The following is a 19102-nucleotide window of genomic DNA, read 5'->3' on the forward strand; positions in this document are numbered from 1 at the left end:
GCCTTGCACGACCCGAGCATGAGCTATCAGTTGGTCAGTTCAGCGCGGATCCGGGCAGCGTGGTCTGCCAGAATTGCCTGGTCTTCCATCTTGCCCGAATGTGGCTTCAAAGGTTGACCTTCATGCCGGGGAATAACGTGAAAGTGCAGGTGGAAGACCGTTTGTCCTGCGGCTGGCTCATTGAATTGCGCGATAAACACACCGTCCGCATCAAACGCGTCTTTCGCAGCAACGGCAAGCTTCTGAACAACCGGCATCAGTTTGGAAAGCGTTGTCGGGTCTGCGTCCAGCAGGTTGCGGGACCCCGATTTGGGTATCACTAACAGATGTCCGGGAGCCTGCGGCATGACGTCCATGAAAGCCAGCGTGTCCTCGTCCTCATAAACCTTGTGAGAGGGGATCGTTCCGGCAATGATCTTGCTGAATATGTTGTCTGGATCATACGTCATCTATGTCTGTCTTCCCGATGTTTATGCGGTTGGTTTCAGATAGATCGCCCTTTCGGAACGGGCTGTGTTCACTGAGATATTCGCCAGCGTACTGTACTTCGCGCCGCTCCCTTTCAAGATAATCGTCGATTGCGCGTCTAAGACCCGCATGGGCGATGAAGTGGCAGGAATGTGTGGTCACCGGCAGGTAACCGCGGGCGAGCTTGTGTTCTCCTTGTGCACCGGCCTCGACTCGCTGCAAACCCTTGGCAAGGGCGAAATCGATTGCTTGGTGATAGCAGACTTCGAAATGCAGAAACGGTTGATCCTCGATGCAGCCCCAGTGACGACCGTACAGCGCGTCTTCGCCAATAAAGTTGATGGCACCTGCGATATAGCGGCCATTTCGTTTTGCCATGACGAGCAGGATGTCGTCCGGCATCCGCTCGCCGATCAGCGAATAGAACTGCCGCGTGAGGTAAGGCCGACCCCATTTTCGGCTGCCGGTATCCATATAAAAGGCGAAGAACTGATCCCAGATATCTTCGGTCAGATCCGTGCCCGTCAACCATTCGATGGTGATGCCATTTTCCACGGCAGCGCGGCGTTCCTTGCGCAGGTTCTTCCGCTTCGATGACGAGAGCTCATTCAGGAATTCATCGTGATTTGAATAGCCCCGGTTGATGAAGTGGAACTGTTGATCGGTCCGGTGCAGAAAACGAGCCTGCTCCAGGAACGGCAACTCTCGCTCACTGAGAAACGTGACATGGGCGGAGGAAAGCCCCGTTTGCAGGGCGGCCGCGGCGACACCCTGAGCCAGTGCGGATCGCACATCATCTGCTGACGATCCGTCGCGAGCCAACAGGCGAGGTCCGGTGGCCGGGGTGAAGGGTATGGAACACTGGAGCTTGGGATAGTAGCGACCACCGGCGCGCTCGAACACGTCTGCCCAACTATGGTCGAACACATATTCGCCCTGACTGTGGCTTTTCAGATAGGCCGGAACGGCGCCTATCAGCATTCCCGCCTCGTCTTCAAGAAGAAGATGGTGGCCCTGCCAGCCAGTCTTTGCGGTGGCCGAACCAGACTCTTCGAGAGAAGAGAGATAAGCGTGAGACAGGAACGGATTGTAAGGTGAACCACCTCCGCGTCGAGCGCCCGTCAAATGCGACCACTGCTCACTCGCGATGTTCTTGAAAGATCGTTCGACGCGGATGGTGATTTCGTCAGTCATTTACGCAGCGTTTCAGCTTTCTCGTGGGTCGAAACCCTCGAATGTCATCTGGTCTGCATGAGTATAGGTATGAGTCCGCGCATTTTCATCCCTGACAGTCCAGGTGATAACGGGAATTCCACGGCTTCGTTGAGCCTCAACGAAGCCGTTCGGCAGGTGCGCCCAGCGATAGGAAATAAAGTCCAGACCAGCCTGCATGGCTTCATCGTGCTCGAAGAACTTGTCCGGATCATTCCCTTCCGCGGTCAGGCCGACGGGGAAGGGTGAGCCTGCCTTTTTCAGTGCGAAAAGCAGATGATGATCGAAGCTCATCAAAGCCACTTTGCCCTGATAGCCTTCCAGAACCTCCAGAACGGCTTCCGCAAATCCATCGTCATCTTCTTCCGTGCGACCCTTCAGCTCGATAACCAGGGGGACCTTGCCCTTCACGAGATCCAGCATCTGGCGCAGTCTGGGCACCTTGTCGCCGGTTCCGCCGACGGACAACAGGCCGAGTTCAGCCGCGGATTTTTCGCGCACGTCTCCGGCAATACCACAGAGGCGTTCCAGCGTGTGGTCATGAAAGACCATAGGCACGCTGTCAGAAGACAGCTGGATATCGCACTCAATGGCGAAACCGGCTTCTACCGCCCGTGAGAACGCGGACAGCGTGTTTTCCCAGACCTTCTTGTTTTGATCGTGATAGCCGCGATGGGCGACCGGGACGTCCTTGATCCAATCAGCGTTCATGCTCATGCTTCAATTTCCAGGATGGCGTCGATTTCTACAGCGGCGTTGAAGGGCAGGGCGGCCATACCCACTGCGGCCCGAGCATGTTTGCCCGGAGCACCGAGCACGTTTGCGATGAGATTCGAGGCTCCGTTCATCACGATATGTTGTTCAGCGAAGCCAGGCGCGGAGGCGATGAAGCCGTTCAGCTTGAGCACTTGCCGGATACGGCTCAAATCTCCACCCAATGCGGCCTTGGCTTGAGCGAGAATGTTGATGGCGCAGAGTTCAGCCGCGCGCTGGGCTGTCGGCACGTCGACTTCAGCGCCAACAAGCCCGGTTATCGCAATTTTTCCGCCCTCCATGGGCAATTGACCCGAGATGTAGAGAGTGTTGCCGCTGATCGTGAAGGGCACGTAGTTCGCAGCTGGCGCGGCTGCTACGGGTAATTCGAACCCCAAATCCTTGAGCCGTGTTTCGATGGCTGCGGACATTTCATTCTCCTGTTTGATTGTAAAATTGACGCGATTCCGTCACACATGGAAGACGCACTGCTATTGTGGCGTACATATAACATCGTGGGCTGAGTCCCATAGGAGATTGTGGATGAACCGTTACGGCCTCGCTGGTGTTTTTTACGCCTCGACCCTGCTCTTTGCTTCCGGGGCAGCTCACGCTGGCGTCGAAACCGCACTTTCACTCGTCCCCCATCGTGCAGTTTATGATTTGAAGCTGAAGGATCTGTCCGATCGATCTGGCATCGAAGGCATGTTCGGGCGTATGGTCTACGAGTTCACGGGGTCTGCCTGCAGCGGGTTCACGACCAATTTCCGCTTCGTCACCAAGATCGATACGGGCGAGGAACAGCGCGTCACCGACCAGCAGACGACAACCTTCGAGAATATCAAGGCACGTCAATTCCGCTTCGACACCAAGTCCTTCACGGATGAAAAGCTCGACAAGCAGGTGACCGGGGAGGCGACGGACGCAAAAACCAATCTTGCGATCTCACTTGCCAAGCCGGACAAGCGGGATGTGACGCTGACGCCTTCGCAGTTTCCGACAGAGCATATGCTGGAGGTCATTGATCACGCCAAGCAGGGCAAGCGCTTCTTCGAGGCGCGTGTGTTTGACGGCTCAGAAGACGGAGACAAGACTCTGCTGACGTCCACGGTTGTCGGCGCGCAGCAGCAGCCGAAGGCCGATGATGAGGAGGCGCAGCTTGCTGGTGAATTCGCCAAAACACCGTACTGGCCAGTCACGATTGCCTATTACAACGAGGACGCCCAATCCGATTCGACGCCCGTCTACCGCATGTCGTTCAAGCTTTACGACAACGGCATAACGCGCGACCTGACCATGGACTATGGCGACTTCGTCCTGTCCGGGACGCTGTCAAAACTTGAGGTTCTGGGGAAGCCGGCGCAGGAAAAATGTAACTAATCTTAAGTAAGCGCGCTGCCATTTCTTACTTGCAGGTGAAGGTGCCGCCCATCTTCGTGTCGAGCTGTTGGGTGCAGGTCGATACCTTCTGCTTGATTTCGATCATCAGAGGTTTTTCTGATGATCGATATCGGCACGCTAAGTTGAGCGTTCGCCCTTCCTTATAGACGGAACTCACTTGCCAGACCGCCTTCCCCTTGGTCGCATTTCCTGATGACTGGTCTGGCGCGAGCACAACGTTATCTGCCACCGGACCATCGAACAGTTCTATGGAAAGCAGTGGGTCCGATGCACGAGCAGGACAGGCTGCATCCGACGCATGGGCAAGCGAGGCTGCAAACACACATAGGCAACTCAGAAAAATTGCAGGTTTGTTCATTCCAATAGTCCCCAGCAAGTTTCTTAAGCAGACTGCAAAATTCCAGACTTGATGTCTATGGAGGCGAAGCAATCTCCGGAGCAGGGTAGTTAAAAAATCGGTGCGGGTCTTGCAATTGGATGACAAGGCGGTTATGCGCACCTTCATTCCACACGCGAAGCTTGGGATTGGCCGGGAGAAATCCGGTCTGTTCCGCCGGTGGCTGTTTATGCAGCTGTTCGTTTCGCGGGGGTTAAACCGGAAACTAGGAGTAAAAGGCATGGCATTGCCTGATTTCAGCATGCGTCAGCTTTTGGAAGCTGGCGTTCACTTCGGTCACCAGACACATCGCTGGAACCCGAAGATGAAGCCGTACATTTTCGGCGATCGTAACAACATCCACATCATCGACCTGGCGCAGACTGTTCCCATGCTGTCGCGCGCTCTGCAGGTTATTTCCGACACGGTTGCTCGTGGCGGCCGCGTTCTTTTTGTTGGCACCAAGCGTCAGGCGTCTGAACTGATCGCTGATTCCGCCAAGCGTTCTGCCCAGTACTACGTCAACTCCCGTTGGCTCGGCGGCATGATGACGAACTGGAAGACCATTTCCAACTCGATCCAGCGCCTGCGCAAGCTCGACGAAATCCTGAACTCCGAAGCCCAGGGCTTCACGAAGAAGGAGCGTCTGAACCTTGAGCGCGAGCGCGAGAAGCTGGAAAAGGCTCTCGGCGGTATCCGCGACATGGGCGGCACGCCGGACCTGATGTTCATCATCGACACCAACAAGGAAAAGATCGCTATCGACGAAGCCAAGCGCCTGGGTATCCCGGTCGTGGCCATCATCGACTCGAACTGCGATCCAGACCTCATCGACTACCCGATCCCGGGTAACGACGACGCTTCGCGTGCGATTTCGCTTTACTGCGACCTCGTTGCCCGCGCTGCAATCGACGGTCTGGCTCGCCAGCAGGGCGCTTCCGGTCGCGATATCGGCGCTTCTGCCGATGCTCCGATCGAGCCGGCTCTGGCTGAAGACGCTCAGGCGTAATTTGCTGGGGAGCTTCGGCTCTTCGGTTCATGATTTGAAGGTCGCCCTCGTGGCGGCCTTCATTCGAATGTAGACGCTCCGTGGCCGAATGCACGCTGTTGATAGCTTGATGCGCCGGAGTGCCATTCATAACGCTGTTATAGTCCCGAGTACATTCGTGCTCCAAATTGGCGCCGGTTCCTGATTCCAGCAGGCGCATCCGACAAATCGATAAGAGGCGAAAATGAGCGAAATCACAGCCGCAATGGTCAAGGAACTGCGCGAGAAGAGCGGCGCAGGCATGATGGACTGCAAGAAGGCGCTCGCCGAAACCAATGGCGATATGGAAGCCGCGATCGACTGGCTGCGCGCCAAGGGTATCGCCAAGGCTGACAAGAAGTCTGGCCGTACTGCTGCAGAAGGTCTCATCGGTATTGCCAGCGCTGGCACCAGCGCCGTGGTTGTCGAAGTCAACTCCGAAACCGACTTCGTTGCCCGTAACGATGCGTTCCAGGATCTCGTCCGTGGCGTTGCATCTGTTGCACTGACGACTGATGGTTCTGTTGAGGCTGTTTCGGCTGCAACCTACCCGGCGACCGGCAAGTCCGTCACCGATACGATCAAGGATGCAATCGCCACCATCGGCGAGAACATGACGCTTCGCCGTTCTGCAAAGCTTTCGGTCGAAGACGGTGTGGTTGCGACCTACATCCACAACGCTGCTGCTGATTCGCTTGGCAAGCTGGGCGTTCTGGTTGCTCTCAAGTCGACCGGTAACAAGGATGTTCTGACTGCTATCGGCCGCCAGGTTGCCATGCACGTTGCTGCCACCAACCCGCTGGCGGTTCGCGCCGAGGAAGTCGACGCTGCTGTTGCCGAGCGTGAGCGTAACGTCTTCATCGAGCAGTCCCGCGCCTCCGGCAAGCCGGACGCGATCATCGAGAAGATGGTTGAAGGCCGCATGCGCAAGTTCTTTGAAGAAGTCGCGCTTCTCTCGCAGGCATTTGTCATCAATCCCGATCTGACGGTTGCCGCTGCTCTCAAGGAAGCGGAAAAGGATGCCGGTGCGCCGATCGAAGTCACGGGCATCGTTCGTCTCCTGCTCGGCGAAGGCGTCGAAAAGGAAGAGACGGATTTCGCTGCAGAAGTTGCTGCGGCCGTTAAGCACTAAGCTTTCTTCCTAAAACCTGTAAAAGCCTGGGGCATCGCGTGACAATGCGATGCCCTTCGTGTATCCGGCATTCGGTGCGATCCTCGAAGGAGTTTCCATGTCTTCCACCCAACCCGTCTATAAACGTGTACTGCTGAAGGTCTCTGGTGAGGCGCTGATGGGCAGTCAGGGCTTTGGTATCGACGTGACTGTCGCCGATCGTATTGCCGCCGACATTGCCGAGGCCGTCTCCATGGGAGTGGAAGTCGGCGTGGTCGTCGGCGGAGGCAACATTTTCCGCGGTGTGGCTGTTGCATCCAAGGGCGGAGATCGCGTCACTGGCGATCACATGGGCATGTTGGCAACGGTGATCAATGCGCTGGCGCTGGCGACTTCCCTGCGCAAGCTCAATATAGAAACGGTGGTTCTCTCGGCGATCGCGATGCCGGAAATCTGTGAAAGTTTCTCCCAGCGGCGTACGCTTCATCATCTGGAGCAGGGCCGCGTGGTGATCTTTGCCGGTGGAACAGGCAACCCCTTTTTTACGACCGATTCGGCTGGCGCGCTCAGGGCCGCCGAAATCGGTGCCCAGGCTATTTTCAAGGGAACGCAGGTAGATGGTATCTATTCTGCCGATCCGAAAAAGGACCCGAACGCTTCTCGTTTCGATAGGCTTACGCATAGCGAAGTACTGGAGAAGGGGCTGGCCGTCATGGACGTTGCTGCCGTGGCTCTGGCGCGTGAGAACAGTATTCCAATCATCGTGTTCTCGATCCACGAGAAGGGCGGTTTCGGCCAAATCTTGACGGGTGGTGGCCTGAAGACCATCGTAACCGATAACTGACATCAGGCGCGGTCAGGATGCCTCGACAGCAAGAAGAATGGAGTGTATGATGAGCGGAACGGATCTCAACGATCTCAAGCGTCGTATGGACGGCGCCATTGCAGCATTCAAGAGCGATATTGCTTCCTTGAGAACAGGCCGTGCTTCGGCAAACATTCTGGATCCGGTCACCGTGGAGGCCTATGGCTCGCGTGTTCCGCTGAATCAGGTCGCCAACATCAGCGTTCCAGAGCCGCGTATGCTTTCGGTTTCCATCTGGGACAAGACGATGGTCGGGGCTGTCGACCGTGCGATCCGTGAATCACATCTCGGTCTGAACCCGATCGTCGACGGCCAGACACTGCGCATTCCGCTGCCGGAACTCAATGAAGAGCGGCGTAAATCACTCGTCAAGGTGGCTCATGATTATGCCGAAAAGGCAAAGGTTGCCGCACGCCACGTCCGCCGCGACGGGATGGAAGCCCTGAAGAAGGCTGAAAAGGATGGCGTCATTGGTCAGGATGATAGCCGCGCACAGTCTGAAAAAGTGCAGAAGATGACGGATGATACGATTTCCGAGGTTGATCGCTTGCTTGCTGACAAGGAAAAGGAAATCATGCAGGTTTAAACGGCGTGTGCGCTCCCCGGTTGAATCGGTATGAGATGAACGGATATTCCATGATTAGTGGTTCAACGCCGAATGTGCCGAAGCACGTTGCTATCATAATGGATGGCAATGGGCGCTGGGCCAAGGAAAGGGGCCTGCCACGGACTGTTGGACATACCAAAGGCGTGGAGGCCGTTCGTCGTGCGGTTGAATTGGCCGGTGATTACGGCATACGTTATCTGACCTTGTTCGCATTCTCCTCAGAAAACTGGAGTCGTCCGGAAGCCGAGGTTGCTGACCTTCTTGGGCTTCTGAGACGCTTCATCCGACGCGATCTCGCTGAGCTGCATAAGGCAAATGTTCGCATCAAGGTCATAGGGGATCGCGAGAACTTGAAGGGAGACATCCTACCGCTTCTGCTTGAGGCTGAGGATACCACCCGACGCAATTCAGGCCTCACGTTGATCATTGCCTTTAATTATGGCGCGCGCGATGAACTCACGCGTGCGACGCGCCGCCTGGCGGCCATGATTGAGGCGGGAGAACTGGCGTCGCGGGATATCACGGAGCATCAGCTGGCATCACAGTTGGACACATTTGGGATTCCTGATCCCGACTTGATCATTCGAACCAGCGGCGAGGAGCGCCTCTCGAATTTCTTGCTCTGGCAGGCTGCCTATGCCGAATTCGTCTTTCTCTCAGGCTACTGGCCTGACTTCGGTCGAGAGATGTTTGATGAGGCTCTTCGCATTTTTGCTGGGCGGAATCGTCGCTTTGGTGGTCTTTCTGAAAGCACAGCGGCGGTGGTAGGTTGATGTCGGCTGAGTTGAAAAAGCGAATTGTTTCGGCAATCGTTTTGGCAGTCGGTTCGCTGTGGGCGACATGGATGGGTGGCTTGGCCTTCGACATCCTGTCGGCCTTGATCATGATCTCGATCTATTACGAATGGTCAATGATGACCGGCCTGTCGGCACGGCACTATCCCTCCTACGCCTTCGGTTGGCTGGCGATTGCACTCCTGTCGCTGAATTTGATCGCGGGCGATCCCGCTCTTGGCATTCCTCTGCTTGCTGGTCTAACCGTCACCGGATTGATATTGCTATATGTGAGAGATTGTAGTGGTTGGTTTCCGGGCGGTATCTTCTACGCGGGCCTTAGTGGCGTTTCCCTAGCGGCAATAAGGGGAAATGATGCAACAGGCTTTATTGCCATGATCTACGTCTTCTCGATCGTGTGGGCGACCGATATTTTTGCGTTTTTTGTGGGGCGCGCCGTTGGCGGGAGGAAATTGGCACCACGCATATCGCCGGGGAAAACCTGGTCGGGAGCTATTGGGGGTACCGTATCCGGGGTGATTGCCGGAGGTGCTGTGTCATTATCCTTCTTTCCGCAGTTGACATTTCGGACGCTTGGTCTCGCGTTTCTGCTCTCCATTGCAAGTCAAATCGGCGATCTGTTCGAATCGTTTATCAAGCGCCGGTTCGGCGTGAAGGATTCCAGTCATCTTATTCCTGGTCACGGGGGAGTGATGGACCGGGTAGACGGCCTCGTTTTTGCCAGTTTCACGGCTTTTCTTCTTGCGGTGATATCTGCCGCGTGGTCTGAAGCAGGTGGTACATCAGTTGCAGCATTCGTATTTGGCTTGTAAATTGAGCCGGATTTTGCGCGGAGGAAGAAATGGCCGTTTTCGGCTTCATCACTGGCTATTTGATTCCGTTTATTCTTGTCCTCTCATTGCTCGTCTTCGTTCATGAGATGGGGCACTATCTTGTCGGTCGCTGGAGCGGAATTCGAGTTACCGCATTTTCCATTGGATTCGGGCCAGAACTCGTTGGCTTCAACGACAAGCACGGCACTCGCTGGAAGATCTCCGCGATTCCACTTGGCGGTTATGTCAAGTTCTGGGGCGATGAGGTTGCTTCGAGCAGACCTGATTTCGAAGGGCTTGGACGCCTGACTGAGGCAGAGCGTTCACAAACTCTTGGGGGCGCCAAGCTCTGGAAGCGTGCTGCAACAGTTGCTGCCGGTCCGATTGCGAATTTTCTCCTAGCAATCGTCATTTTTGCAATCCTTTTCGGAGTGTATGGACGATCCGTTTCCGATCCGGTTGTTTCAGAAGTGCGCGCAGACAGTGCCGCCGCCGCCGCTGGCATAATGGCCGGGGATCGTCTCGTCGCACTGGATGGATCTGCAATCGAGACATTCGATGATGTTCGCCGCTATGTCAGCATTCGTCCGGAAACACTCGTTACTGTCACCATTGAGCGGAATGGCCAGCGCCAAGACCTTCCACTGGTTCCCAAGCGGACGGAACTGACCGACCAGTTTGGCAACAAAGTGGAAATGGGTTTGATTGGCGTCGTTACGAACGAGCAAAGCGGTAATTTCCGCCGCATTCAGTATACGCCGCTGGCGGCGGTTAGAGAAGGCGTGATCGAAACTGGACAGATCATATCTGGTACGTTTCGCTATATTGGAAACCTCATTACCGGTCGAATGAAGGCAGATCAGCTGGGAGGTCCAGTTCGGGTGGCGCAGGCATCCGGGCAGATGGCGACACTTGGACTCGCCGCCGTGATGCAGCTCGCCGCCATCCTGTCCGTTTCGATAGGGTTGCTCAATCTGATGCCGGTTCCAGTACTTGATGGTGGCCATCTTGTGTTCTATGCCATTGAGGCCATTCGTGGAAAACCACTTGGGGCGGGCGCACAAGAGATTGCGTTTCGTATTGGACTGGCTATGGTTCTTAGCCTTATGGTATTTGCAACGTGGAACGACATCAGCAATCTCATAGGCTGAAGGCGTTCTGGGAAGGAATCTGTTTACCTTATTTGCAGGTGGCCGTGTCGATTGCGACACGGCTCGCAAGGAAGTAAATAGAAATTAACGGGAAACCTTGCTTGTAGGGTAAAAGCAGGTAAAACGACACACGTGGCCGGAGTCGGGTTACCGCCCGCCGAGGGACAACGGGAAAAGGTAAGAATTGAAATGAAAGCTGGTTCAAAGTTTTTGAACGCAGTGTCGGCGTTTGCGCTGTCTGCTGGTGTTGTCGTGTCGGGCGCAAGCGTCGTGGTGCTTGCATCTCCTCTTGCGGCTGAAGCCGCTGTAATTCAGCGAATTGATGTGCGTGGCGCCCAGCGGACTGGCCAGGAGGCTGTGCGTTCAAATCTTACCATTCGCCCGGGTGTCGCGTTCTCCAATTCGGACGTTGATGAGTCGGTTAAGCGTCTTTACGCGACGGGCTATTTTTCAGACGTGAAGATTTCCGTTTCGGGTGGGACGCTGGTGGTTTCGGTCAATGAGAGCCGCCTGGTCAATCAGGTTGTTTTCAACGGCAACCGGAAGATCAAGGATGACAAGCTCCAGTCCGTTGTGCAGACACAGCCGCTCGGACCATACTCTGATGCAATCATTCAGGCGGATATTCAGCGCCTCAAGGAAGCCTATACGTCGATTGGTCGTAGCGATGTCCAGATCACGACCCAGACCGCTCCAGTCGGACAGGGTCGAGTGAACCTGGCTTTCGTGATCAACGAGGGTGAGCGCACAAAGATCTCCTCCATCAATTTCGTCGGCAATCAGGCTTATGGTGACCGTCGTCTGCATGACGTGCTGGTCACGAAGGAAAGTGGCCCGCTTTCGTTCATCACGCGTAAGGACGTCTATTCCGATGATAAGCTGCGCGCTGACGAAGAGGCGCTGCGCCAGTTCTATTACAATCACGGTTATCCGGATTTTCGCGTCGTCTCTTCAAGCGCAGTTCTGGATGAATCGAAGAACGAGTATACAATTACGTTCACGGTTGAAGAAGGCGCGCGCTACAATTTTGGCAATATAGCGGTCGAATCAACTGTCAGCGGTATTAGTGGCGAAGAGTTGCAGGGTCTGGTGCAGACCAAGAGCGGCAACACATACAACGCCAAGGAAATCCAGAAGACGATGGAGTCGATCTCCAAAAAGGTCGCTAGTGCCGGTTATCCGTTCGCGCGTGTTACGCCGCGCGGCGATCGTAACTTCCAGACGAACACTGTTGGCGTCACCTATCTGGTTGATCAGGGCGAGCGCGCTTACGTGGAGCGTATCGATATTCGCGGCAACACGCGTACACGTGACTATGTCATTCGTCGCGAATTCGACCTGAGTGAAGGCGATGCCTTCAACCAGACGATGATCACGCGTGCCAAGCGCCGCCTGGAAGCTCTGGGTTACTTTGGCAAGGTCAATATTTCCACGCAGCAGGGCTCGTCCCCTGACCGCGTCGTGATCGTTGTAGATGTTGAGGATCAGGCAACGGGTTCATTTGGTATTGGTGCAGGTTATGCGGCCAACGACGGTGTCGTTCTGGAGGCCTCAGTCGAGGAAAAGAACTTCCTGGGTCGCGGTCAGTACATCCGTATCGCCGCCGGTGGTGGTCAGGATAGCTCGCGCACCTACTCCTTGAACTTCACTGAACCTTACTTCCTTGGCTATCGCCTTGCTGCTGGCTTTGACGTTTTCAAGAGCCAGACCTCTTCAAACGACTATTACACCTACGAAGAGCAGGGCTTTACGCTGCGTGTGACGGCTCCGATCACGGAAGAACTGGCAACGACATTCCGGTATAACTACAAGGAAATCCAGTATAGCGGTGATGGCGACTGGAAGACCAGCCTGTCGCGTCCGTATCTGGATCTCGTGAATGGCGGTACCTATGTCCAGTCGTCTGTTTCCCAGACGCTGACCTACAACACGCTCGACAGCATGACGCTCCCGCGTCAGGGCATCTATGCAACGGTCACGCATGAATATGCTGGTCTCGGTGGCGATTCCGAGTTCTACAAGATCTATGGTCGCGCTCGTTACTTCCACACGCTTTCGGATGAAATGGACCTCATTGGTCAGTTGTCTGTTGGTGCGGGCCATGTTGTTGCAACAGGCGACAAGCTGAATGTGTTTGACCAGTTTACGCTGGGCGGCCGTCAGGTTCGCGGTTTCGAGAACGATGGTATCGGTCCTCGTATGCGTAATGGTGACACGATCGGTGGTACGACGTACTTCACTGCGTCTGCGGAAGTGACGGCTCCGCTGCCGGTTGTTCCGGAAGACTTTGGTCTGCGCGCAGCATTTTTCGCAGATGCGGGTACGCTTTACGGCAACGAAGTTGCCAATACAGCCGGTATCCAGGGTACGAGCTCGGCATGGCGCGCATCTGTGGGCGCAGGCATCACCTGGGCCTCTCCGTTCGGAGCTCTGCGCTTCGACTATGCGGTTCCGGTCATGAAGGAAGACTACGATCAGGAACAGCGCTTCCGCTTCAGCATGGCGAACCAGTTCTGATCTTCTCGGCCCTCGAAAGAGGGCCGATTGCTCTTCGGGAGCTTGACTTCATGGATAGACATTCTTTCTTTCCGCCTTCTCAGGCGTTCAGTTTGCGTGAACTCGCAGACCGGTGTCAGGCTGAACTCGTGGATGAAGGTGCTGGTAGCTCGATGATCAGGGGAGTCTCGCCTGTTTATCGTGCCAAGGAAGGCGATGTTTGCTTCATTGCATCCAGGAAGTACCGGGCCGAACTGGAAACCTGTGCTGCCACCGCCATCATCTGCGGCTCAGGACTTGAGGGTTATGTGCCGGCCGGAATTTCCGTTCTGCGTGCCAAATCGCCCCAAACCTCATTTGCATTGATGGCCTCGCTTTTGTATCCAGCGGCATTGCGGCCGACGCAGGTTCAAACATCCGGCATTTCGCCATCTGCCCATGTCGATCCGACCGCGCGTCTTGAGGCGGATGTTACTATTGAGCCATTCGCCGTCATTGGCGCCGGCGTCGAGATTGGAGCTGGCACTCACATTGGTTCTAGCGTCACCATCGGACCCGGCGTCAAGATTGGTCGGGGCTGTTCTATTGCGTCCAATGTTACGCTTGCCTGCACCTTTATCGGCAACAACGTGATCATTCACTCCGGCGCTCGCATCGGACAGGATGGATTCGGCTTTGCGCCCAGTGCTACCGGTATGGTGAAAATCGTCCAGATCGGGCGCGTGATCATTCAGGACAATGTCGAAATTGGCGCCAACACAACGATTGATCGTGGTGCCATGGATGATACAGTCATTGGCGAGGGCACCAAGATCGATAATCTCGTTCAAATCGGCCATAACGTGCGGGTCGGCCGGCATACCGCCATGGCAAGTGGTGTGGGTGTCGCAGGATCGACGGTGATTGGCAGTGGAGTCCAAATTGGCGGCGCTGCCGGGGTCAACGGACATATTTCCATTGGTGATGGCGCTCAGATCGCGGGAATGAGCGGCGTGATTACACCCGTTCCTGCTGGCGCAAAATATGGTGGCATGCCTGCGCGTCCCTTGGGCGATTTTTTGCGAGAATCGGCCGAAATCATGGTGCGTGCCGAAGGTCGCTTGAAGAAGAAGGGTGAAAATAATGGCTGATGAGTCGCAGCACGTGCTGGATTCAGTCGATATCATGGAGCTGATGGAGCTCTTGCCTCATCGCTATCCGTTTCTCCTTGTTGACAAGATCGTTGATATCAATGGGGACGAGAGCGCGGTTGGCATTAAGAATGTTACGGTCAACGAGCCACATTTTCAGGGGCACTTTCCGACTCGACCCATCATGCCCGGCGTCTTGATTGTGGAAGCTATGGCGCAAACGGCTGGCGCCATCTGTGCGCGGAAGCAGGGTGCTGGCGGCAACCTCGTCTACTTCATGACAATTGACAATGCTCGCTTCCGCAAGCCGGTTGTTCCTGGCGACCGAGTTGAAATTCGGGTTCAGAAGCAGAAACAGCGTGGTAACATCTGGAAGTTCCACTGCGATGCTCTGGTTGACGATGTACTGGTCGCAGAAGCAGATATCGGCGCCATGATGCGCCCGAAGGAAGCTGAATGAGTTCGATAGCTGCAAGTGCACGTATTCACCCGCTCGCTGTTGTCGAAGATGGCGCAGTCATCGGTGAAAACGTTGTTATCGGCCCCTTTTCAAGAGTGGGCTCCCGCGTTGTCCTGAAAGATGGCGTTCACATTATTTCGAATGCTGTGGTCGACGGATTTACGGAAGTCGGCGCCCAGTGCCAGATTCATCCGATGGCCGTCATCGGGGGTGTTTCACAGAGCCTGCATGAAGCCGGTGACGACTCGAAGCTTATCATCGGAGCGCGTTGCACAATACGTGAAGGTGTGACGATGAATTCTGGAACCGTAGGCGGTGGTGGCATAACGAGCGTCGGAGATGACTGCCTGTTTCTCGCCAATTCGCATGTTGCCCACGATTGCCGTCTCGGCAACAATATTATCCTGTCCAACAATGTCATGCTTGCAGGGCATGTCATTGTGGGAGATCGCGCTATCCTGAGCGGTGGATGTGCTGTGCACCAATTCACGAGAATTGGCAGGCAGGCCTTTATTGGTGGGCTCTCTGCTGTCAACTACGACGTCATTCCCTATGGAATGTTGAACGGTAATCCCGGTATTCTGGGTGGTCTCAACGTTGTGGGGATGACGCGTGCAGGCATAGAGCGGGCTGTCATCCACAAGGTTCGGCGAGCCTACAAGGATATTTTCGAGGCTGAGGGCTCCGTTCGCAGCAATGCCGCCACATTGCGGAACGACTACCTGGACTGCCCTGAGGCGCTCGAGGTGATTGACTTCATTTGTGCCGAGAGTGATCGAGCCATATCGTCTCCGTATCGCGGGAAGGCTTAAGCCGGTGTCTCTGGTCGGTGGTGGAGGCCACACTACTGGTAGGCTCGCCATCATTGCAGGGCGTGGTTTCCTCCCTCTGTATGTGGCCCAGGCAGCGCGGCGAGCGCAGGATGATCCCTATATCATCGCGCTCAGAAACGAAGCGGATGCTGACTTTTCGGGCTTCTCCACTCAGGTTGCGGACATAGGCGATGCGCGCTTGATTGAGCAGATCGTCCGGCGGGAAGGGATCGGCCGCGTTGTCATGTCTGGCGGTGTTCACAAGAGGCCGGATTGGGGTAGTATTCACCCGACGTTGCGGGTGGTGTTTCGCTTGCCTTCGATCGTGCGGACGCTGATCAACGGTGGAGATGACGCTGTCCTGCGAATGGTCATCGGCATTTTTGAGGGTATGGGTTGCCGTGTTTGCGGGGTCCATGAAATTGCTCCTGACCTTGTCGCGCAAACCGGATTGCTATACGGCCCAGCTTTGACGGATCAGGATCGGATAGACATCAAGGCCGGAGTTGAGGCGGCAACCGTTCTCGGTCGCCTGGATATCGGGCAGGGCGCCGTTTGCGTCGGTGGCCGTATCATCGCCCTGGAGGGTGCCGAGGGCACAGATTCCATGCTTTCCCGTGTCGCTGACCTGCGTCGATCAGGACGGATATCCCAACGGAAAAAGGGTGTGCTTGTCAAACTGTGTAAGCCTCAGCAGGATCTGCGTGCAGATCTGCCAACGATCGGTCCGTCGACAATTGCAGCACTCTCGGCCGCGGGTCTGTCAGGTGTGGCTGTTGAGGCAGGCCGCTCACTGATTGTGGAACGGGATGCGGCTGGGGAACTTGCTGACCAACATGGTCTTTTCATCGCTGGCTTAGATCTGGGACTGGATGGGTTGGGGCTGCCGTGAACGGAAGAGAACTCAAGGTCGCGGTGGTTGTGGGAGAAGTGTCCGGGGATCTCCTCGCTGCCAATCTCGTGCATTATCTGCGAGCTGAATTCGGCGGCACGATCAAACTCGTCGGGGTTGGTGGGGATGCGCTGGAGGCACAAGGACTCAGGTCCTTCTTTGACTATTCCGAACTTTCCATCATGGGAATAACGCAGGTTCTGAAGCGGTTGCCGCAGCTTATGCGCCGCATACGCCAGACTGCCGACAGAATTGTTGAAGCCAGGCCTGACTTGCTTGTCATTGTCGACAGTCCAGACTTCACCCATCGTGTCGCGAAACATGTCCGCGCGAAACTCCCCGGCTTGCCCATCGTGAATTATGTCTGTCCGAGCGTGTGGGCCTGGAAAGAGTACCGCGCTCAGGCGATGTTGGGATATGTCGATCATGTGCTGGCTGTCCTGCCCTTTGAACCACAAGAGATGGTTCGGCTGGGTGGACCGAAAACAACGTTTATCGGCCATCGATTAACGGCGGATCCGAACGTGAAGCGCGTGCGTGAGCAGCGCCAGATTTTGGCAGAAAGCCAAGTCACTGGTCGTGGCTCCGGTCCCTGTGTTCTGCTTTTGCCGGGATCGCGGTCAACCGAGATCAAGGGCTTGATGCCAATTCTCAAGGACACTGCGGACCTCATTCGCAGTCGAAATCCGTCGGCAACCTTTCTCCTTCCAACGGTTTCGCGTCAACATGCTCTCGTTGAATCGCTGCTTGCGGACTGGAGCGTAAAGCCAATGGTCACGAGGACGCCGCAGGAGAAATGGGATGCTTTTGCCAAGGCGGATATGGCGCTTGCCGCTTCTGGGACAGTGACGCTGGAGCTTGCACTGTGCGGTGTCCCAACCGTTTCCATGTACAAGACCGATCTGTTGATGCAGCTGTTTCTGTCACGGATCAAGGTGTGGTCAGCGGCCTTGCCCAATCTCATCGCGGACAAACCTGTCATTCCGGAACACCTGAACGATCTTTTGCGCCCTGGCTATTTTGCGCGCTGGGCGGAGGTGCTGTCGCGCGATACGCCTCAATTGCGTGTAATGCAGAGCGGGTTCGACGAAGTCCGGGCAAAGCTTGCGACCGACACTCCTCCAGGTCTCGCTGGGGCCAGGGTTGTACTCAACCTGCTCGCGGAGCGGAGCAAACTTCCTCGTTGAGCTGCGCCGAGCCTAAGTCCGGTGCGAATTCCAGATCTTTAGCTCTATCCATACAAAAGCCCGCCATCCGATAGAATGTCGGGCTTTTTCTCATGGCAGATACGAGGTTCAGCGCTTGGACAGCGGCAGGTAATCGCGCTTCGGCGCGCCGGTGTAGAGCTGGCGCGGACGACCAATACGCTGCTGCGGATCTTCGATCATTTCCGCCCACTGTGCGATCCAACCGACGGTACGGGCCAGTGCGAAGAGTACCGTAAACATGGTGGTGGGGAAGCCCATGGCCTTCAGCGTGATGCCGGAATAGAAGTCGATGTTCGGGTAGAGCTTCTTCTCGATGAAGTACTCGTCCGTCAGTGCGATCTTTTCCAGTTCCATTGCGACCTGCAGCAGCGGATCGTCCGAATGGCCAAGTTCTGCCAGCACTTCATGCGTGGTCTTCTGCATGATCTTGGCGCGCGGATCGTAATTCTTGTAGACGCGGTGGCCAAAGCCCATCAGGCGGAACGGATCGTTCTTGTCCTTCGCGCGAGCGATGAATTCGGGAATACGGTCCGGAGTGCCGATTTCCTGCAGCATGTTGAGCGCTGCCTCGTTTGCGCCACCGTGCGCAGGACCCCAGAGGCAGGCAATGCCAGCTGCGATACAGGCGAACGGATTGGCGCCAGACGAACCTGCGAGGCGAACCGTAGAGGTCGAAGCGTTCTGCTCGTGATCGGCATGAAGGATGAAAATCCGGTCCATGGCGCGGGCGAGAACAGGGTTAACCTTGTATTCTTCGCACGGTACGGCAAAGCACATCCGCAGGAAGTTCGAGGCGTAATCGAGATTGTTCTGCGGATATACGAAGGGCTGGCCGATGTGGTACTTGTAGGCCATTGCAGCGATCGTCGGCATCTTCGCAATCATGCGAAGTGATGCAACCATGCGCTGATGCGGGTCCGTGATATCCGTCGAGTCGTGATAGAAGGCGGAAAGGGCGCCAACAGTGCCGACCATGACGGCCATTGGGTGAGCGTCACGGCGGAAGCCGGTGAAGAAACGGCTCATCTGCTCATGCACCATCGTGTGATGGGTTACACGATGGTCGAAATCCTTCTTCTGAGCAGCTGTCGGCAGTTCGCCGTAGAGCAGCAGGTAGCAGGTTTCCAGGAAGTCGCCATGCTCTGCGAGCTGTTCGATCGGGTAGCCACGATGCAGAAGTACGCCTTCATCGCCATCGATGAAGGTGATCTTGGATTCGCAGGATGCAGTCGACGTAAAGCCGGGATCGTAGGTGAAGGTGCCGGTGTTCTTGTAGAGCGCGCCAATGTCCAGAACGTCCGGCCCGATCGTGCCCTTGCGCACCGGAAGGTCAACCTTCTTATCGCCTAGTCCAAGATGTGCATTTGTGTCCGTCATACTGATCCTCCGATGGGCGGAACGGCGCAGGACGCGCCAGGAAAACTGAAGCTGTGCAATTAGCTATATGATCTCGCAGCCCCTGCCAAGCGCTCGACATGATGTTTTGTGCACCGCGAAAGTAGGGCTTAACGACCTCATGTCGAGACA

The 19102-nt window shown here is 55.8% G+C and carries 20 protein-coding genes; 14 read left to right on the top strand and 6 right to left on the bottom strand.

Annotation, left to right across the window (positions count from 1 at the left end):
• Positions 1-26: 26 nt before the first annotated feature.
• The 4 genes from MUU53_RS13880 to MUU53_RS13895 are packed head-to-tail and all read right to left on the bottom strand — an operon-like array spanning position 27 to position 2864.
• Positions 27-449, bottom strand: a complete 423-nt coding sequence (locus tag MUU53_RS13880; RefSeq protein WP_247261424.1) for an HIT family protein — start codon at positions 447-449, stop codon at positions 27-29.
• Positions 439-1662, bottom strand: coding sequence for a GNAT family N-acetyltransferase (locus MUU53_RS13885; RefSeq protein WP_247261425.1), 1224 nt, complete (start codon positions 1660-1662; stop codon positions 439-441). The genes MUU53_RS13880 and MUU53_RS13885 overlap by 11 nt, the downstream gene beginning before the upstream one ends.
• A gap of 12 nt (positions 1663-1674) precedes the next feature.
• Positions 1675-2391 (bottom strand): glycerophosphodiester phosphodiesterase, encoded by a 717-nt coding sequence (locus MUU53_RS13890; RefSeq protein WP_247261476.1) that lies wholly within the window; start codon positions 2389-2391, stop codon positions 1675-1677.
• Positions 2392-2393: 2 nt separating this feature from the next.
• Positions 2394-2864 (bottom strand): RidA family protein, encoded by a 471-nt coding sequence (locus MUU53_RS13895; RefSeq protein ID WP_062554370.1) that lies wholly within the window; start codon positions 2862-2864, stop codon positions 2394-2396.
• Between the two features lie 112 nt (positions 2865-2976).
• On the opposite strand from MUU53_RS13895, the gene MUU53_RS13900 reads away from it, so the two are divergent.
• The gene (locus MUU53_RS13900; RefSeq protein ID WP_247261426.1) at positions 2977-3813 is read left to right on the top strand and encodes a cell envelope integrity EipB family protein; all 837 of its coding nucleotides are present in this window, start codon (positions 2977-2979) and stop codon (positions 3811-3813) included.
• Between the two features lie 25 nt (positions 3814-3838).
• Here the strand turns inward: MUU53_RS13900 and MUU53_RS13905 are convergent, their stop codons facing one another.
• Positions 3839-4192 (bottom strand): STY0301 family protein, encoded by a 354-nt coding sequence (locus tag MUU53_RS13905; RefSeq protein ID WP_247261427.1) that lies wholly within the window; start codon positions 4190-4192, stop codon positions 3839-3841.
• Positions 4193-4451: 259 nt separating this feature from the next.
• Between MUU53_RS13905 and rpsB the strand changes: the two genes are divergently transcribed.
• The 13 genes from rpsB to lpxB all read left to right on the top strand — a co-directional run bounded on the left by rpsB (position 4452) and on the right by lpxB (position 17554).
• Positions 4452-5219 (top strand): 30S ribosomal protein S2, encoded by a 768-nt coding sequence (gene rpsB, locus MUU53_RS13910; protein ID WP_062554373.1) that lies wholly within the window; start codon positions 4452-4454, stop codon positions 5217-5219.
• Positions 5220-5442: 223 nt separating this feature from the next.
• Positions 5443-6369 carry a translation elongation factor Ts gene (tsf, locus tag MUU53_RS13915; protein ID WP_247261428.1) on the top strand — a complete coding sequence of 309 codons (927 nt, stop codon included), beginning with the start codon at positions 5443-5445 and terminating at the stop codon, positions 6367-6369.
• 97 nt (positions 6370-6466) lie between these two features.
• On the top strand, positions 6467-7192 hold the full coding sequence (gene pyrH / locus MUU53_RS13920) for a UMP kinase (RefSeq protein WP_062554790.1): 726 nt from the start codon (positions 6467-6469) through the stop codon (positions 7190-7192).
• Positions 7193-7241: 49 nt separating this feature from the next.
• The gene (gene frr, locus MUU53_RS13925; RefSeq protein WP_170973316.1) at positions 7242-7799 is read left to right on the top strand and encodes a ribosome recycling factor; all 558 of its coding nucleotides are present in this window, start codon (positions 7242-7244) and stop codon (positions 7797-7799) included.
• Positions 7800-7849: 50 nt separating this feature from the next.
• Positions 7850-8593 carry an isoprenyl transferase gene (locus MUU53_RS13930; RefSeq protein WP_247261429.1) on the top strand — a complete coding sequence of 248 codons (744 nt, stop codon included), beginning with the start codon at positions 7850-7852 and terminating at the stop codon, positions 8591-8593.
• On the top strand, positions 8593-9426 hold the full coding sequence (locus MUU53_RS13935) for a phosphatidate cytidylyltransferase (protein ID WP_247261430.1): 834 nt from the start codon (positions 8593-8595) through the stop codon (positions 9424-9426). The genes MUU53_RS13930 and MUU53_RS13935 overlap by 1 nt, the downstream gene beginning before the upstream one ends.
• Positions 9427-9455: 29 nt before the next feature.
• Positions 9456-10577 (top strand): RIP metalloprotease RseP, encoded by a 1122-nt coding sequence (rseP, locus tag MUU53_RS13940; protein ID WP_247261431.1) that lies wholly within the window; start codon positions 9456-9458, stop codon positions 10575-10577.
• A gap of 189 nt (positions 10578-10766) precedes the next feature.
• Positions 10767-13094, top strand: a complete 2328-nt coding sequence (gene bamA, locus MUU53_RS13945) for an outer membrane protein assembly factor BamA (protein WP_247261432.1) — start codon at positions 10767-10769, stop codon at positions 13092-13094.
• A gap of 50 nt (positions 13095-13144) precedes the next feature.
• Positions 13145-14203, top strand: a complete 1059-nt coding sequence (lpxD, locus tag MUU53_RS13950; protein ID WP_247261433.1) for a UDP-3-O-(3-hydroxymyristoyl)glucosamine N-acyltransferase — start codon at positions 13145-13147, stop codon at positions 14201-14203.
• Entirely contained in the window at positions 14196-14663 is a 468-nt protein-coding gene (gene fabZ, locus MUU53_RS13955; RefSeq protein ID WP_247261434.1) for a 3-hydroxyacyl-ACP dehydratase FabZ, read from the top strand. Before lpxD ends, fabZ begins: the two co-directional genes overlap by 8 nt.
• On the top strand, positions 14660-15475 hold the full coding sequence (gene lpxA, locus MUU53_RS13960; protein ID WP_247261435.1) for an acyl-ACP--UDP-N-acetylglucosamine O-acyltransferase: 816 nt from the start codon (positions 14660-14662) through the stop codon (positions 15473-15475). The genes fabZ and lpxA overlap by 4 nt, the downstream gene beginning before the upstream one ends.
• Before the next feature lie 10 nt (positions 15476-15485).
• A complete protein-coding gene (locus MUU53_RS13965) occupies positions 15486-16367 on the top strand; it encodes an LpxI family protein (protein WP_281435138.1) in 882 nt (293 codons plus the stop codon).
• Complete coding sequence (gene lpxB, locus MUU53_RS13970) at positions 16364-17554, top strand: lipid-A-disaccharide synthase (protein ID WP_247261437.1); 1191 nt, start codon at positions 16364-16366, stop codon at positions 17552-17554. Before MUU53_RS13965 ends, lpxB begins: the two co-directional genes overlap by 4 nt.
• A gap of 108 nt (positions 17555-17662) precedes the next feature.
• Here the strand turns inward: lpxB and gltA are convergent, their stop codons facing one another.
• Positions 17663-18952 (bottom strand): citrate synthase, encoded by a 1290-nt coding sequence (gene gltA, locus MUU53_RS13975; RefSeq protein ID WP_062554384.1) that lies wholly within the window; start codon positions 18950-18952, stop codon positions 17663-17665.
• Between the last annotated feature and the right edge of the window lie 150 nt (positions 18953-19102).

This window comes from Affinirhizobium lemnae (genome assembly GCF_022968395.1).
In the GTDB taxonomy this organism is placed as follows: domain Bacteria; phylum Pseudomonadota; class Alphaproteobacteria; order Rhizobiales; family Rhizobiaceae; genus Neorhizobium; species Neorhizobium lemnae.

Bases quoted from the DNA above. Each gene is read 5' to 3' on its own strand.
- MUU53_RS13880 (WP_247261424.1), bottom strand. From the start codon at position 449: ATGACGTATGATCCAGACAACATATTCAGCAAGATCATTGCCGGAACG.
- MUU53_RS13885 (WP_247261425.1), bottom strand. From the start codon at position 1,662: ATGACTGACGAAATCACCATCCGCGTCGAACGATCTTTCAAGAACATC.
- MUU53_RS13890 (WP_247261476.1), bottom strand. From the start codon at position 2,391: ATGAACGCTGATTGGATCAAGGACGTCCCGGTCGCCCATCGCGGCTAT.
- MUU53_RS13895 (WP_062554370.1), bottom strand. From the start codon at position 2,864: ATGTCCGCAGCCATCGAAACACGGCTCAAGGATTTGGGGTTCGAATTA.
- MUU53_RS13900 (WP_247261426.1), top strand. From the start codon at position 2,977: ATGAACCGTTACGGCCTCGCTGGTGTTTTTTACGCCTCGACCCTGCTC.
- MUU53_RS13905 (WP_247261427.1), bottom strand. From the start codon at position 4,192: ATGAACAAACCTGCAATTTTTCTGAGTTGCCTATGTGTGTTTGCAGCC.
- rpsB (WP_062554373.1), top strand. From the start codon at position 4,452: ATGGCATTGCCTGATTTCAGCATGCGTCAGCTTTTGGAAGCTGGCGTT.
- tsf (WP_247261428.1), top strand. From the start codon at position 5,443: ATGAGCGAAATCACAGCCGCAATGGTCAAGGAACTGCGCGAGAAGAGC.
- pyrH (WP_062554790.1), top strand. From the start codon at position 6,467: ATGTCTTCCACCCAACCCGTCTATAAACGTGTACTGCTGAAGGTCTCT.
- frr (WP_170973316.1), top strand. From the start codon at position 7,242: ATGAGCGGAACGGATCTCAACGATCTCAAGCGTCGTATGGACGGCGCC.
- MUU53_RS13930 (WP_247261429.1), top strand. From the start codon at position 7,850: ATGATTAGTGGTTCAACGCCGAATGTGCCGAAGCACGTTGCTATCATA.
- MUU53_RS13935 (WP_247261430.1), top strand. From the start codon at position 8,593: ATGTCGGCTGAGTTGAAAAAGCGAATTGTTTCGGCAATCGTTTTGGCA.
- rseP (WP_247261431.1), top strand. From the start codon at position 9,456: ATGGCCGTTTTCGGCTTCATCACTGGCTATTTGATTCCGTTTATTCTT.
- bamA (WP_247261432.1), top strand. From the start codon at position 10,767: ATGAAAGCTGGTTCAAAGTTTTTGAACGCAGTGTCGGCGTTTGCGCTG.
- lpxD (WP_247261433.1), top strand. From the start codon at position 13,145: ATGGATAGACATTCTTTCTTTCCGCCTTCTCAGGCGTTCAGTTTGCGT.
- fabZ (WP_247261434.1), top strand. From the start codon at position 14,196: ATGGCTGATGAGTCGCAGCACGTGCTGGATTCAGTCGATATCATGGAG.
- lpxA (WP_247261435.1), top strand. From the start codon at position 14,660: ATGAGTTCGATAGCTGCAAGTGCACGTATTCACCCGCTCGCTGTTGTC.
- gltA (WP_062554384.1), bottom strand. From the start codon at position 18,952: ATGACGGACACAAATGCACATCTTGGACTAGGCGATAAGAAGGTTGAC.